This is a genomic window from Picosynechococcus sp. NKBG042902, assembly GCF_963864045.1.
Classification (GTDB): domain Bacteria; phylum Cyanobacteriota; class Cyanobacteriia; order Cyanobacteriales; family MRBY01; genus MRBY01.
Genome location: NZ_CAWLTV010000055.1, coordinates 24,293 through 38,572 on the forward strand (window position 1 = coordinate 24,293; position 14,280 = coordinate 38,572).

The 14,280-nt window shown below is 50.2% G+C and carries 11 protein-coding genes and 1 tRNA gene; 4 read left to right on the forward strand and 8 right to left on the reverse strand.

Features of this window, described 5'->3' with window-relative positions; translation table 11 throughout:
* The first annotated feature begins 58 nt into the window (after positions 1-58).
* Positions 59-1,642 carry a S8 family serine peptidase gene (locus AACR41_RS02755; protein WP_052349713.1) on the forward strand — a complete coding sequence of 528 codons (1,584 nt, stop codon included), beginning with the start codon at positions 59-61 and terminating at the stop codon, positions 1,640-1,642.
* Positions 1,643-1,686: 44 nt separating this feature from the next.
* Here AACR41_RS02755 and AACR41_RS02760 read toward each other — a convergent pair.
* The 5 genes from AACR41_RS02760 to AACR41_RS02780 form a co-directional block, all read right to left on the reverse strand.
* Positions 1,687-1,759: transfer RNA gene (locus AACR41_RS02760), tRNA-Thr, on the reverse strand.
* A gap of 60 nt (positions 1,760-1,819) precedes the next feature.
* Positions 1,820-3,016, reverse strand: a complete 1,197-nt coding sequence (locus AACR41_RS02765; protein ID WP_030007899.1) for a glycosyltransferase — start codon at positions 3,014-3,016, stop codon at positions 1,820-1,822.
* Positions 3,017-3,203: 187 nt separating this feature from the next.
* Positions 3,204-3,548 (reverse strand): hypothetical protein, encoded by a 345-nt coding sequence (locus AACR41_RS02770; RefSeq protein WP_012305821.1) that lies wholly within the window; start codon positions 3,546-3,548, stop codon positions 3,204-3,206.
* 625 nt (positions 3,549-4,173) lie between these two features.
* Positions 4,174-4,311 carry a chlorophyll a/b-binding protein gene (locus tag AACR41_RS02775; protein ID WP_012305823.1) on the reverse strand — a complete coding sequence of 46 codons (138 nt, stop codon included), beginning with the start codon at positions 4,309-4,311 and terminating at the stop codon, positions 4,174-4,176.
* Positions 4,312-4,546: 235 nt separating this feature from the next.
* The gene (locus AACR41_RS02780; protein ID WP_012305824.1) at positions 4,547-5,491 is read right to left on the reverse strand and encodes a PRC-barrel domain-containing protein; all 945 of its coding nucleotides are present in this window, start codon (positions 5,489-5,491) and stop codon (positions 4,547-4,549) included.
* A gap of 364 nt (positions 5,492-5,855) precedes the next feature.
* Between AACR41_RS02780 and prfB the strand changes: the two genes are divergently transcribed.
* The 3 genes from prfB (at position 5,856) to AACR41_RS02795 (ending at position 10,028) form a co-directional block, all read left to right on the forward strand.
* Positions 5,856-6,969, forward strand: a protein-coding gene (gene prfB / locus AACR41_RS02785) for a peptide chain release factor 2 (protein ID WP_152551024.1) whose coding sequence is annotated in 2 segments (ribosomal slippage) — positions 5,856-5,927 and positions 5,929-6,969 — 1,113 coding nt in all. Because the reading frame shifts where the segments join, the coding sequence is not laid out codon by codon here.
* Between the two features lie 49 nt (positions 6,970-7,018).
* Positions 7,019-8,485: a hypothetical protein gene (locus AACR41_RS02790; protein WP_052349714.1), complete on the forward strand. Its 1,467-nt coding sequence runs from the start codon at positions 7,019-7,021 to the stop codon at positions 8,483-8,485.
* A 58-nt stretch (positions 8,486-8,543) separates the two neighbouring features.
* Complete coding sequence (locus tag AACR41_RS02795; RefSeq protein WP_030007903.1) at positions 8,544-10,028, forward strand: Ig-like domain-containing protein; 1,485 nt, start codon at positions 8,544-8,546, stop codon at positions 10,026-10,028.
* 9 nt (positions 10,029-10,037) lie between these two features.
* Here the strand turns inward: AACR41_RS02795 and AACR41_RS02800 are convergent, their stop codons facing one another.
* The 3 genes from AACR41_RS02800 to ureC all read right to left on the reverse strand — a co-directional run bounded on the left by AACR41_RS02800 (position 10,038) and on the right by ureC (position 13,872).
* The gene (locus AACR41_RS02800) at positions 10,038-11,363 is read right to left on the reverse strand and encodes a PhoH family protein (protein ID WP_030007904.1); all 1,326 of its coding nucleotides are present in this window, start codon (positions 11,361-11,363) and stop codon (positions 10,038-10,040) included.
* A gap of 128 nt (positions 11,364-11,491) precedes the next feature.
* Complete coding sequence (locus AACR41_RS02805) at positions 11,492-12,070, reverse strand: Uma2 family endonuclease (RefSeq protein WP_030007905.1); 579 nt, start codon at positions 12,068-12,070, stop codon at positions 11,492-11,494.
* Positions 12,071-12,162: 92 nt separating this feature from the next.
* Complete coding sequence (ureC, locus tag AACR41_RS02810) at positions 12,163-13,872, reverse strand: urease subunit alpha (RefSeq protein ID WP_030007906.1); 1,710 nt, start codon at positions 13,870-13,872, stop codon at positions 12,163-12,165.
* Positions 13,873-14,280: the final 408 nt, after the last annotated feature.

Genomic DNA, 14,280 nt, shown 5'->3' on the forward strand with positions numbered 1-14,280 from the left:
CTGATTATGTTGTACATCTTGATCCCACGGTGGGAACAGACAAGGAGAGCTTAGGCCTATGGCACGCCCAGGGGGGACACCACAGCAACAAGGTCTTATTTTACAACGGGGACATACGGAACTTTTACTTCATCAGTTAGAGGATCGCCTCCTGGTGGCATTTCGCAGTTCTGATGTGGATCTTCTCGATATTGTTCCAGGATTAATGTATCGTCCCTTACCATCGGGGCAGCCAGATATTTTATTCGAAGAAATTCTTGTACCGCCAGAGGATTTCGCCACCTCCTTGAGGGCCGCGCGCCAACATCCCGATATTCTCTTTGCTTACCCGGTTTATCAGCTAGCAGACTCGGCTGAGGGGTTTGTCTATCTGACCCAGCAAATCACCCTCCAATTCGCCCCGGAGGTTTCCCCAGCAGCCCAAAAAGCGATTGGCGATCGCCACCACCTTAAAAAAATTCGTCCGCTTCTGGGGGCCGATCAAACGTTTATTTATGAACTAACGGCGCAAACTGACCCCGATCCCCTCCGGTTAACCCAAATCCTCCAGCAAGATCCGGCGATCGCCCTCGCCGAACCCAATGTTTTACTGCCCCTTGCGGTGCGGCAAATGTCCTTGGCGACAAATCCCCAAGGCCGCCACTGGTACCTAGACGCCATTCAAATCCCCCAAGCTTGGCAAATGACCAAAGGCGATCGCCAGACGACCATTGCCGTGTTGGCCCCTGACCTCGATCTAGAAAATTCTGCCGAGCCAACCGCTGCAACAAGCGAAACTCCCTATAGTGCCATTCCCGAAATTCGACCCACGACCAGGGGAAATAGCATCGCCCAGTTGACGATCGATGTGGCCCCAGAATGCACCCTATTGCTCCTGCAACTGCCCCAGTACTTAGATGATGCACTCCTCGAAAAAGTCATCGAAGCGGCGATCGCCCAGGGGGCCGCAGTGATTCTTTTGGCTTGGCAACTGGCGACGATCAACGGGCCTCTCTCCCTGCGGCAAAGTTTAGCTCTCCACCGGGCAGCTACCCAGGGAAACCGGGGTCAAGGTTGTCTGTTGGTAACAGGAGCCGGGGATGCCAATCGCCCCCTCGCCGGAATAATTTACGAACGTCACTGGCCGAATCAACTTTTTCAGGGGCCGACCGCTTGGCTCGACGGGAAAGGTAATCATCCAGCGGTTATGACCGTTAGTGGTTGTACTGAGGCGAATAAAAAAGCTAGCCATAGCAACTGGGGAGAGGCGGTCAGCCTTTGTGGGCCAACAAATCCAGGCACACCAACCCTCTGGCTACCAGAACAGGGCATGGTCGCAGTACCACCGGAAATTAGTGATGACTTGGGGGCCGAGATAGATCCGGTTGAAGCTTTAAATCAGCAGGGTAGCACCTTAGAAGCCGCTGCTTTGGTGGCGGGAGTCGCGGCATTGGTCTGGTCAGTGAATCCAAAGCTGACGGGGTGGGCCGTGCGGGAGATTTTACAAACCACAGCCGAAAAAATTGTCGATTTAACTGGCGATCGCCAATTGCAGTTAACCTTGGGTACCTACGACGCTCAGGGTCATTCCCAATGGTTTGGTTATGGCCGCGTGAATGCCTTGGCAGCAGTTGTCTTAGCCCAGGGCAATCAGCCGGACTAACAGAACAACAGGCATTAACTATTTTGGCCGTCGATTAATGTAAAAGCCAACAATGGGACTTGAACCCACGACCTACGCATTACGAATGCGTTGCTCTACCGACTGAGCTATGTTGGCGCTTTTGCGAGAATTTATTGTACTACATTTTTCTGCGGCGCTTGGGGAAAATTTTTTCGGTTATTGGTGCATGAGTTGGGCCAGCTTTTGCTTGAGGCGTTTGGCTTCGGCGGGATTTTGGGTCTCATGGAGGGCGATCGCCTGCTTAAAGAATTTCTGGCTTTCGGCGATTTGGCCAATGCGGAACAGGAGCGCGGCTAAATTTTGGTGCGCCCAGGGATTGAGGGGGTTTAATTTCAAGGATTTTTCGTAGGCGTCAATGGCTTCGCCCACCTGACCCAGGGCTTTGTAAGCCAGACCGAGATTGTAGTAGCCAGGGGCAAAGGTCGGATCGATTTTTAAGGTGATCTGATGTTGGGCGATCGCCGCGTCGGGTTTGCCGAGGGTCTGTAAAAGCGCGCCGAGGTTGTGGTAAGCCCCAATTTTTAGCTTGTCTTGGAGGGGTTGTTCCCCAGCGAGTTGATAATGCTTGATCGCTTTTTCGGGTTCGTGGTTTTGGCGGAAAGCATTACCCAGGTGGTAATGAAGCTCATAGCGGAGGTTGGCGCTTTCGTTCGCGCTGTATTTCAAACCCTGCTTGAGAATCTTGAGGGCCTGTTTGGGTAAACCTTCACCCAAGTAAATGCCCCCCAACTTACTGCACACATAGGGGTCATTGGGATGGCCTTCGTAATAGGTCTCCATCGCCAATTTGGCCCGGGTGCTCTTTTCTAATTTGGCGATCGCCGTCCGTTGATAGCCCGTATGGAAAATCGCCACCTGGGGTAACTCTGTGATCTGCCATTGGGGTTCTGTGGCCAACAAAGTTTGCACGCTGTCATCGATCATCGCGTGGTAGGGCCGCGAAAATTCTAGGGAGGGGTGACGACGAAATAACCGTGACACCAGGGAATAGGGAGATTGACTCGCGCCAATTTCATAGCGGAGCAAATTGACAACCAAAGTATCCGGCTTGGCGATCGCCGCTTCGATGGCCGGAATTACCTTCGAGTTTAAGGTCTCATCCGCATCCAAAACCAAGACCCATTCTTTCGTCACCAGCTTGAGGGCTTCGTTCCGGGCCGCCGCAAAATCTTGATTCCAGTCGAAATGGCCCACCGTCGCGCCAAATTCCTTGGCGATCGCCACCGTTTCATCCGTTGACCCCGTATCGAGAATCGCGATTTCCCCCACGAGATCCTGCACACTCTTGAGACAATCCCCCAGGGCATCCGCTTCATTCTTGACAATCATGCACAAACTTAAGCGATCTTTCATGGCGGCCACTGGTTTACATCCCAAACTCAATACAACATTCAGGCAAATTGTACCGGAAAGTGCTTCACTCTCTTTTCCAATCGCTAGACAAAAAAATAAGGGAGTTACCTCCCCTAGGCGAATCTTGAAATTATTCAGCAAAAGCTAGTTAGTCAATCAACTGCTCAGCGCTACGCCTGTAAAATCTTTAAGCTAAGAGATTCACCGTAATGGCCGCACCAATCAATAGAACTCCCACAGCTAAGGCAATTACCCCTAGCATCGTGTAATCCAGTCGTCTCTGCGCCGAGGACTTTTCCTCTTCATAAACCTCAGGTGTTACCGCGTAGTTATTGACTAAACCCTGCTCACTGACTGTATAACCAGCCGTTGTATCAACGCTTTTATCTGTTTCTTGTTTCGGGTCTGGGGTGAATTCGCCTTCCCGCGCTTTCCTTGCTGCGACTTCTGCCGGCACAAGCTCTTCACCACTACTAATATCTTCAGGTTTTAGGTTTTCAGGAACAGAAATATTTTGGGTATCCTTATCCATAAAATGAAATACCTCGCTTTCTTGCAATAAAGATTAAAATTGACGATTTTCCAAAGCTTTGAAGCTTATTTCAATTTTAATCGACACTTCTATTATAACAATTCAATAACAGGCCATCATCTATCGAACGTAAGAGATTAGTGCCAATCAATAATATTTATTATTCTGCTTTTTTTCCTTCAAAGGAGGTTCGGTTTGAATTTTTTAAGTGATTCTTAGGCTTGATTTAAATGACTCAAATAACTGGCTTTTACTAACCTTAATCCGGTAGTTACCGTCATGGAATCAAGCTACAAACAAACTTTCGTCGATCATTTGCCAAGTCGAGGTTGTGGAGGCAATCAAACTTTTGTACCGGAATTTTTTTGCCATTAATGCGTAATACAGCGCGATACTCCCAATAATATTTTGCACTGCGCTTCAGAGATACCAAACAAATTTGTTGCTCTCCGTAAACACGGCATAACTCACCGTAGGCTGGTGCTGCCCACCAACAAAGCCCGATTAGAATAACGAAACAAATAACGCGCCCCATGCTGCCCTAAACAAAAAAAAGCCGAATACCAACTATAGTATCCAGCCCTCGGAGATTGACAATGAAAATTGAAGAGGTTAGTGCAAAGACTTAGAGGAGACCGAAGAAGTGAAGTACCCCTTGACCTGTTGCTACCTCGAGAATGATCGCTGCAATGAAACCGATCATTGCCATGCGGCCGTTGAGGTTTTCAGCAGAAGCGGTGAAACCAAATTTCTTGTCGTCCATGATGGGTACCTATGTGAAGAAAATAAAATTGCTTGCTGGTATCAGCTTAACAAACTGTTACGTTGATCCGCCACAACTCTAGGGCCACGATTGTTTGATTTAAGTTTTGAAGTTTATAAGCAAAAATTATATTTCGACCTAGATAACCGTGAAGCAGGAGAGCCAAACAGACAAAAAAGTAGCCGTAGGCTTGAAGCTACGGCCTTTGCAGTCAAGGGACAATCATGTTTGGCGGTTAATAGCCAGATTCTTCTTCGTATTCGTATTCTTTCTTTTTCTCCGGAATGTTAACCGCCGGAGGTTGGTAGGGAGTTTCGTCAAGGGTGTCGTCGTCCCAAACGTCACCGGCGACGTCTTGGGGATAGCTAGGGGCTGGTTCTTCGTACTCGTAGGCTGTGTCGTCGCCCCAGTTGCTACTTTCGTCGTAGTCGTCATAGCTCATGGCGCGGGCCTGTTGCCGTTGGGGTGGTGGTGGGGCGATCGCCTCTTCTTCCCATTCATCTTCCCAGGTATTAATCGGTTGGCGCGTTTCCACAGGACGAGAAATCGGCTGCTGGAGGGGCACCCCAGTACCCAGTTGATTTTCCGGGCGGGCAGTGGGCGCGTAGTAGATATCTTCCTGTTCCCGTTCCCAGGGAGGACGACCAATGCCTAGGCGTTCGAGGAAACCCACACTAATTTGACTGAGGCGCTCTTCGGCCCCTTCAAAAACAATGAGCCGGTTGGGGCCGCTGCTCACGACTTCTTCAATGGGGAGTTCGTAGGTGCTGATCACCTGTTCTGGAATTTGGGGTAAGCCAATGGAAGCGATAATGATCGAAGAGACGGTGCCGCTTTCGAGGTCAAACTGAAAATCACGCACCCGGCCTAGGGGTTCACCCGCTTCCGTAATCACTTCACTGTTGATCAGAGGACTGTAAGCTTCGACATCCACATCAGCCAGCACATCCTCATCTTCAACGAGGATGACATCTCCGGTTTTGGTGATCGCCTCTAGATACATATATTTGGGCATTCCAGAGACCGAGAAAATACTATCCCGTAGCCCCAAGGAAACAACTTCGCGACGGTCAATGTCCACTAATACATCCTTGACAACCCCTAGGCGCGTCCCTCGGTTGCGGGTAATCACCTGGGTGTTAATGAATTCGTTGCGTAGGCGGATAGAATCAATGCTCATATTGTCTAAATTAATGGCGATGCGTTAGTGGAAACAGGAAAAATCAGCTTAAAGGTAACGGGGACATGTGAAGGTTCAGGGGAAACAGCACCGGAAAGTTCCGTACAATAGCAAAAGCAAAATGTTGAGAGAATTGATCTCGACTGTGCACCGTAGCCTAGTGGCAATTATTCAGCAGACTCTATCATTTCGGGGTATTCTTGACAACTTTTCCATTGCGTGGGTGGTTTTATTTTAGCGAATCGCGCCGGAAATTTGAGATGATCATTTTTTTCCAGCAAGGGATTTCGTTATAATTGACTGCCGATATTGTCAGCTGTTTCCGTATTTTTTGCGTATTTGCCACAACTCCCAAAGATCTATGGTGGAATTAACCGATTTAAAGCGTTCCCTCGAAACTGTCCAAGCGCACCTGGGGAAAACCCAGGACTATCTTTGACCTAAAAACCTTAGACGCGAAGATTTTTGACCTCGAACAACAGGCGGCCCAGCCAGAATTTTGGGAGGATCAACAAGGGGCCCAGGACATTCTCCAGGAGCTAACGGAGCTAAAGGGCACCGTGGCTCAGTATCAACAGTGGCAAGGTCAGTTTGAAGATGCGGCGGCGATCGCCGAATTATTGACCGAAGCAGAAGACCCGGCCCTCCTCACGGAAGCGATGGAAAACCTTGATGATCTCCAGAAGGAACTAAACCGCTGGGAACTGCAACAGATGCTCTCCGGGGAATATGACAACCTCGGTGCTGTGCTGACGATTAATGCCGGGGCTGGGGGCACCGATGCCCAGGACTGGGCGGAAATGCTGTTGCGGATGTACACCCGCTGGAGCGAAAAACAAGGCTATAAGGTGCGGCTGGCAGAAATTTCCGAAGGGGACGAAGCAGGCTTAAAATCGGCCACCCTCGAAGTGACCGGGCGTTATGCTTTCGGGTATCTCAAGCATGAAAAGGGCACCCATCGTTTGGTACGAATCTCCCCCTTTAATGCCAATGGCAAACGCCAAACCAGTTTTGCTGGGGTGGAAGTGATGCCCATTTTGGGAGATGACGCCGTTAAAGTCGATATTCCCGAAAAAGATTTAGAGATCACCACCTCCCGTGCAGGCGGCAAGGGGGGACAAAACGTCAATAAAGTTGAAACGGCGGTACGGATTGTCCATTTACCTACGGGGGTGGCTGTGCGCTGTACCCAAGAGCGATCGCAGTTACAAAACAAAGAAAAAGCCCTGGCGATCCTCAAGGCAAAATTATTAATCATTGCCCAGGAACAACGGGCCCAGGAAATCGCCGAAATTCGGGGAGACATGGTAGAGGCCGCCTGGGGAAATCAGATCCGGAACTATGTTTTTCACCCTTATCAAATGGTCAAGGATCTGCGCACTAACCACGAAACGACCGACGTGGATGGTGTCATGGATGGCGACCTCGATGCTTTTATTGAAGCTTCCCTGCGCCAGGACACCTGGGTGGGAGACTAGCACCGGGGAATGGGGAACGGTGAGCTAAAATGCAAGGTGGCAAAATTTCGTGGCTTCTTCAGTTTTGGATATTTTTCGCCTCAAACGCTTCGATCAAGTCGTCCTCGCTGCCCTTTTTAGCCTTACGTTAGCGGTGGCACTGCTGTGGGGATTTGGCGATCGCACCCTCACCCAAGTGCAGGCCTTTAGTTGGGAGGGGCAACAAATTGGGGTAACGGACGAGCAATTTCAACTGTCCTTTAACCAGGCCCTCGATCCAGCCATTGTCACGGAAAATTTCACCATCGAACCACCCCTGGCAGGCCGTTGGAGTTGGGTCGGCAAAACATTTTTCTATAGCCTTGATGAACGCCCCATCTACGGCCAGGATTATCAATTCAAACTAGCTGCTCCTACCCCAGAAGCGGCAGAGAAGCCCAATATCGTGCCTTTCTTGAGTCGGGTAAAAAGTCGAGACCGGGCCTTTGCTTACATTGGCACCGACGGCACTGACCGGGGCCGCTTAATTTTGTACAACCTGACTCGCCAGGAAAAAAGTGTCCTCACCCCAGCCGACCTCATCGTTCTTAATCTCGATGTGTATCCTGAAGGCGATCGCCTGTTATTTTCTGCCATTCCCCGCGGATCGGCCCAGGCTGAGATTGGCGACCAACAACTCTATACCGTGAGCACAGGCTTAAATTTCCAAGGCTCTACCGACAGCCCCCCACCTGCCGGGCGCATTCAATCGGTTCTCACAGCCACAGACTATCGCAATGGGGCCTTTCAACTTGCGGACAATGGAGAACGGATCATTATTCAGCGCACAAATCGAGAGAATCCCCGCGATCGCAGTTTGTGGGTCATTGAAGGTCAAGCCGAGCCCCGCGCCCTAGGGATTCCCGCCGATGACTTCCTCCTCGCCCCCAATGCCGAAGTTGTTGCCATTTCCCAACAAAATCAACTTTCCCTCGTGCCCCTGAACCGCAACGGTGGTGCCATCCAAGCCAAGGAAGAATTTACGAAGCTCCTCGCTTTTTCCCCCGACCAAACCCAACAAATCGCTCTTAAACAGGCCAATGGCGTTTACTCCCTCCACCGCATTGACGCCCAGGGAGAAGCCACAGAAATTTTACGCACCCTCACGCCGATTATTGATTGTCGCTTTGAACCCCGCGCGGCGGAACTTTTGTATTGCCTCAAGCTGGATCGAAATGAAACCTCAGGCCAAGTGGTTGAGGAACCTTTTCTCAGTGCCTTGAATCTCAAAACAGGGGAAGAAACTGCCCTCCTCGCTTTACCGAATTACCGGGATGTGGGCCTGAGCATTGCCGCCGATGGGGTTGCCCTCCTCTTCGATCAGGTGGTCACGACTCCACCAACCCCCACCAGCGATCTGTTTACTGCCACGGGCCTGGCGGTGGAAGGGGGCCGACTCTGGCTATTGGCGCTCCCGGAGTTGGAGACAGATACAGAAATTCAGCCTGTTCCACCGGAATCTCTGCTGCCGGGCTATCAACCCCAGTGGATTCCTTAACGATTTTTTTTGCTGCACTTTCCTTTTTTAATGGGAGCAATTAGCCCCCGTAGATCCTATGACCGTTTTGAAAACCATGACCCGCATTGATCGTCTTGCCCTCCTGTTGATTGTGATCTTTAGCCTGATGATCGGCATCGGTGTCGGCGGTGAGCAACTGTGTGGCGTGGATTGTCCGATTAATACCGGGCCGAGGGTGCGGGAATTTTCTTGGCAGGAACAACGCATTGGTGGTGATGATACGGCCTTTATTTTGACCTTCGACCGACCGATGGATGCGGTGGGGGTCGAGGATAATTTAGTTATTGACCCACCGCTCCCTGGCAAGACCAGTTGGGCGGGCAAACGTTTGGCCTATACGCTGCTGGCACCGGCTCCCTATGGCCAGGATTATCAATTAACCTTACGGGGGGCGCGGGAAAAATTTGCGGCTTCGGGCAATCTAGGTAAGACGATGCAGCCATTTTCCAGTAGTTTTCGCACCCGCGATCGCGCCCTGGCCTATGTGGGTACCGATGAGACACAGCAGGAAAAGGGACGGTTAATTTTATACAACTGGACAAAGGACGAAAAACGCATTTTAACGCCGCCGAATTTGGTGGTGCTGGACTTTCAGGTATATCCAGAGGGGAAAGCAATTTTGTTTAGTGCGGTGGATCGGACGCGCCCAGCAGAAGGGATTCAGGATAGTCAGCTTTATCGGGTAAGCACGGGCCTTGGGGAAGACGACACTTCTTCAGATTTGGAACTGGTTTTAGATAATCGCACCTACCAAAATTTGCAATTTCAACTCGCAGCGGATGGGGAGGCGATCGCCGTGCAACGGGTCAAGCGGGATGATCCGGCGGACTTTGGGCTGTGGCTCGTGATGCCTGGGGAAGAACCGCAACCGTTGGGCTTGTCGGGGGGAGATTTTGCGATCGCCCCGGACGGGAAAACCATTGCTCTACCCCAGGGGAAAGGAATTGGTATTTTTTCCCTAGAAGATATCCAAGAAGAACCCCTCGACTTTTTGCCCCGTTTTGGTCAGGTGGTGACCTTTTCGCCCGATGGGACAACGGCGGTATTGGTGGATTTCAACAGTGATAATCCGGAGTTACGCTATCGACGATCGCTGTATTTGGTCAATAGCCGCAACCAGGAGCAAAAATTACTGGATACGGACGGCTCGGTGCTAGATTGCGACTTTAACCCCACAGAAACCCAGCTTTATTGTTTACTGACGGAATTAATTCCTGGGGACGAATACCGGGAGCAACCCTATTTTGCCCAAATTGATCTCGAAACCCAGACGGTCTATCGCCTCGCCCAGTTGACCCAATACCAAGATATTGCCCTCAGCATGGCCCCCGATGGTCTGGGGTTGCTGTTTAGCCAAGTAGTGACGGACATTACCGACGTGGAAGAACCCTTTTTCCGCACAGCATCCGGGGAGGCGATCGCCGGGGGGCAACTTTGGCTTATTGTTCCTGGTGAAACCCCCGACCAAACTCAGTTGGAGGCCCTACCCTTTGCGGGAGTTTATCCCCGTTGGCTGCCCTAGGATGAGTTTTTACAGCAGGATTGAGGCCCGTTCTGCCAATGGCGATCGCTCACCTTTGAGGAGGGTAATGTGGCCAGCGATCGCCTCCTGTTTAAATTTTTCCACCACATAGGTCAACCCATTACTGGAGGCATCCACATAGGGATTATCAATCTGCTCGACATCCCCAGTGAGGATAATCTTGGTGCCTTCCCCGGCCCTGGTCAAAATAGTTTTCACCTCGTGGGGCGTTAAATTTTGCGCCTCATCAACGATCAAAATTTGTCGAGGAATCGTACGGCCTCGGATGTAGGTCAAGGGTTCAATTTGCAACAAGCCTAATTCCATCAGTTCCTCGTAGCCGTGCCGCCAGTGGCGCGGTTTGTCTTTGAGGTCTTGGGTATTGAAAATCAGATCTAAATTGTCGTAAAGCGGCTGCATCCAGGGGGTGAGTTTCTCTTTTATTTCCCCCGGCAGATAGCCCAAATCTTTGCCCATGGGCACAATGGGCCGTGAAATGAGCAGTTGATTGTAAAGGCGTTCCCCTGCCACTTTCGCCACCCCAGCAGCGAGGGCCAAGAGGGTTTTACCTGTGCCCGCTTTCCCGACCAACGTCACCAGTTGAATCTCATCCCGCAGCAATAATTCCAGGGCAAATTTCTGTTCACGGTTGCGCGCTTGGATATTAGAAACCGGAGCTTTCGTTGCTTTATGGAGGGGCACCACCTGATGCTCGTCGCTGCGACAAATCCCCAGGGCAGTGTGGGTTGGCTTTAGGCGATCAACGAGGGTTACCGCCTGATTGGGAAAAAAGCTTTCGGGTAGGGTAATGGTGCCGTCTTGGTAAAATTTGGCGATCGCCTCTGCATCTACAAGAACTTCTGTTGTCCCCCCATAAAACTCATCGAGGTTGACCTTGCCCGTTTCATAATCTTCGGTGGTCAGGCCCAAGACACCGGCTTTAATGCGTAGATTCGTGTCTTTACTGACGAGGACGACCGGACATTGACAATTATTTTGTTCCGTTAGGGCCACCGCCAAGATTTCATTATCGCCAGAATCCCCTGCCAATTCTGTCGGCAAAGTTTCGAGAATTTCTGGTTTACAGAGGGCGACCCGCAGCAAGCCTCCCTGATCGAGGGCGATTCCCTGCACCAAAGATCCCCCATGGCTGAGGGCATCAAGGGTACGGGAAACTTGCCGGGCATTACGACCAATGGAATCGACTTGTTTTTTGAAGCGGTCTAATTCTTCGATGATCGTGATCGGCAAGACCACTTCGTTATCCGCAAAGGACAGCATCGCCTTGGGATCATGGAGCAGGACATTCGTATCCAGGACAAAGACTTTTTTCATAGAGATCTGCCAAAGGATCAATAGCTCATAGTTCTATCGTCCTTTGTTTGATCCCGTCAGTGTTACCTTTGCAATAAAAATTCTTTTAGGGAGAACTGAGCTTATGGGTTAATAAAGTATTTATGTAGTTACTTCTCAACAAAGCTAACCCGCTTATATAATTCTGAAAGTTTAATTTCTAGCGCAGTAAATTTGAATTTAATGACAGCATTTTTCCCCATTAATTCAGTTAGTAACCATTGGCGATCGCCTACCTTTTGATAAAGCTCTACCCGTGGGTAAGTCTGATCGATTAACAAATACTCCCGTAACTGGGGAATCGTACGATAAAGGGCAAATTTTTGATTTTTATCAAATCCTTCGGTGGAGTTAGAAAGTACCTCAGCGATCATAGAGGGATTTGTCACCGCCATTTGGCTCTCGTCCAGGAAAACTGGTGCGCCTTCAATCATCATCACATCAGGATAAAGATAACTAGCCACATCTGGTAACCAAAGACGCATATCACTAACAAAAATTTCGTATTGGTGATCGCTGATTTCAAACGGCAATAAGCGACTTAGATTTAAAGTCAAACGATTGTGATTTGCGGAAGCCCCTGCCATGGGAATAATTTTTCCTTGAATAAATTCATGTCTTAAGACTGATCTCGCTTCCTGTTCGAGATAATCTTCTACCGTAAAAAGTTGAGGGACTGTAGAAATCATTATCGATCTCCGATTTCATTGAGCCGATAGACAGTTAACGTTGCTTTGAAGCCAATATTAAGAGTCTTTTTCTATTTTTAACAAGATGGTCTTTAAAATAAAAAGTAACGTTGGGCCATAGGTAAAACAGTGGCCGGTTCACAGATGAGCATTTCTCCATCGGCCCGCACATGATAGGTTTCAGGATCTACTTCCATTTTAGGCAGGTAATCATTCAACTTCAGGTCGCGCTTCGTCAGGTTGCGGCAGTTGGCAACGGGTAAAACGGTTCTCTGGAGACCCAATCGCGTCGCGACATCTGCTTCCATGGCTGCTTGGGAAACAAAGGTCAAAGCCGTGGACTGCATTGCTTTGCCGAAATTGGCGAACATTGGCCGCATGTGGATTGGTTGCGGTGTGGGGATGCTGGCATTGGGATCGCCCATCTGGGCGTAGGCGATCGCCCCCCCTTTGATCACCAGTTCCGGTTTGACCCCAAAGAAAGCGGGTTTCCAGAGACAGAGATCGGCGTATTTTCCTTCCTCAATGGAGCCGACGTAATTAGAAATGCCGTGGGTGATCGCTGGGTTAATTGTGTATTTGGCAACGTAGCGTTTAATGCGAAAATTATCGTTCTCCCCAGTGTCCTGGGCCAGAGCGCCCCGCTGAACTTTCATCTTATGGGCCGTCTGCCAGGTGCGAATGATTGTTTCCCCAACGCGCCCCATGGCCTGGGAATCTGAGGAAATCATGCTAAAGGCCCCCAGGTCATGCAAAATATCTTCGGCAGCGATGGTTTCCCGACGGATGCGCGACTCGGCAAAGGCGACATCTTCAGGGATACTGCGATCGAGGTGATGGCAAACCATCAACATATCCAGGTGTTCTTCTAGGGTGTTGAGGGTGTAGGGACGGGTCGGGTTTGTTGAAGATGGCAATACATTCGCTTCACCACAAACTTTGATAATGTCCGGTGCGTGGCCACCCCCAGCCCCCTCGGTGTGGTAGGTGTGGATGACACGATTTTTAAAGGCAGCAATCGTATCTTCCACAAAACCTGCTTCGTTTAGGGTATCGGTGTGGATTGCGACTTGCACATCAAATTGATCGGCGACCGAAAGACAATTGTCGATGGCGGCGGGGGTTGTACCCCAGTCTTCGTGGAGTTTGAGGCCGATTACCCCGGCACGAACCTGTTCGATTAGTCCTTCTGGTTTGGCACTGTTGCCCTTCCCTGTAAATCCTAAATTTATTGGAAACCCTTCGGCGGCTTCGAGCATCCGAGAAATGTGCCATTCTCCAGGGGTGCAAGTGGTCGCATTGGTGCCCGTGGCGGGGCCAGTGCCGCCACCAATCATCGTCGTGATCCCAGAGGCGATCGCCACCTCGATTTGTTGGGGACAAATAAAATGCACGTGGCTATCGATGCCCCCAGCGGTAAGGATATGGCCTTCACCGGCGATCGCCTCCGTGCCGGGGCCAATAATAATGTCGATATTGTCTTGGATGTCAGGGTTGCCAGCTTTGCCGATTTTGTGAATTTTGCCATCTTTGATGCCGACATCGGCCTTGACGATGCCCCACCAGTCCACGATCAGCGCATTGGTGATTACGGTATCCACCGCCCCATCAGCGCGAGTAACAGCGGACTGTCCCATGCCATCGCGGATCACCTTCCCGCCCCCAAATTTCACCTCGTCCCCATAGGTGGTGAAATCCTGTTCCACTTCCAGCCACAGTTCCGTATCTGCCAAGCGCAGGCGATCGCCCACCGTGGGGCCATAGGTTTCTGCATAGGCACGGCGCGACATCCGGTAACTCATGGGGACTCCTTCTTGCGTTGAGGCTCAAATTCTCAGTCCAGATTACCCTATCTCCCAAGCCCCGAACCGTAACTGAGACAACTTGTTAGATCCCTGGCTTTTACTCTAGTGGTTCAGGATTTAAACTTTCATTGTCAAAGTAATGACAAGTTTTTTTCTTGAAGAAACGCTGCCTTGAGAGGATGTCAAACCAAAGCTTTTATCGATAAAGTCAAGCTAAGCATTTTAAAAAGACTTAACCTTAACCTAGCAAGGATCACATTTTATCGTACAAAAGACTTCTCAGCACCACTAAGCAAACTTAGAAGCAATAAACCACTGAAATGAGAACTTAATGGTTAACAGCTTTCTTTGACAACCACTTTTGTAAAAGCTGATTGAGCACCTTTGGCTGTACTGGTTTACTTA